At 65.8% G+C, this 1,066-nt stretch carries 1 protein-coding gene; it reads left to right on the top strand.

Features of this window, described 5'->3' with window-relative positions; all coding sequences use genetic code 11:
• Positions 1–252: 252 nt before the first annotated feature.
• Positions 253–1,066 (top strand): IS110 family RNA-guided transposase (locus DM995_RS18865; RefSeq protein WP_198669491.1); only part of this gene is annotated, 814 nt, incomplete at its 3' end.

The following is a 1,066-nucleotide window of genomic DNA, read 5'->3' as shown; positions in this document are numbered from 1 at the left end:
ACCTTAGCAGAGACGGCAAAATTCAAGTTACAAGGGTGGGGGTGAGGGGCTGCGCTACCTTGCAAGCTTCGCGCCGCCCCTTGCATGTTGGATTTGCAGCGCTTGTGCGAAGGTTGCTGCGATCCCGGGCGGATGGCCATCCGCCCGGGATCGGACGGACGGGACCGTGCGCCCCTTGGCAAGAACCGGGGATGAGCTTGGTCCGTCCGTCCTCGCGCTGGTCCTGAACAGATGATGGGGAGCAAGTCCCGCATGCAAGGCAAGGTATTGCCCGAACCGAACGCGATGACGGCAGTCTATGCCGGCATTGATGTGTGTAAAGAGTGGCTGGATGTCGACGTGCCAGCCCGCACGACCCGGTTGCGCGTCAGCAACGACCCCTGCGGCCGGCGGCGGTTGAAGCGCGAGCTGGCGAGGCTCGGCGTGACACGGGTGGTGATGGAAGCGACCGGCAAGTACCATCGCGCCGCGCAGCGCTCGTTGCATGCGGCAGGCTTTGCCGTGGCGCTGGTCGATCCGCTGCGGGCGCGGCTGTTCGCCAAGGCGTGCGGCTATCTTGCCAAGACCGACCGGATCGATGCGCGGCTGCTGGCGCTGATGGGCGAAGCACTCGAACCGACCGCACTGCCGCCGCCGTCCGAGGCTCTGCTGGACTTGCAAGAGTTGGTCAATGCCCGTACCGCCGCGACCGCCGAGCGCACGGCGCTGACCAATCGGCGCACGGCGGCGCAAACGGCCTTCCTGCGCGCCGAACTGGACCGTCGACTGAAGGCCGTCAAAAGCCATCTCGAACGGCTCGACACCGAGATCGAAAAGCGGATCCGAACCGAACCGGACCTCGCTCGCCGTTATACCATCGTGACGTCGATCCCGGGCATCGGAGCGGTGACCGCCGCCGTCCTGATTGCAAACTTCGCCGAACTGGGCGCCTGCTCGAGCAAGCAGGCAGCCATGCTCGCCGGTGTCGCGCCCGTCGCCTGCGAAAGCGGCGAACGTATCGGCCATCGCGCCATCAAAGGCGGACGCATGAGCGTCAGAAACGCCATCTACATGGCGGCGCTCTCCG

Source organism: Blastomonas sp. UPD001, assembly GCF_003426715.1.
In the GTDB taxonomy this organism is placed as follows: domain Bacteria; phylum Pseudomonadota; class Alphaproteobacteria; order Sphingomonadales; family Sphingomonadaceae; genus Blastomonas.
This window is presented reverse-complemented; position numbering and strand designations above follow the sequence as displayed.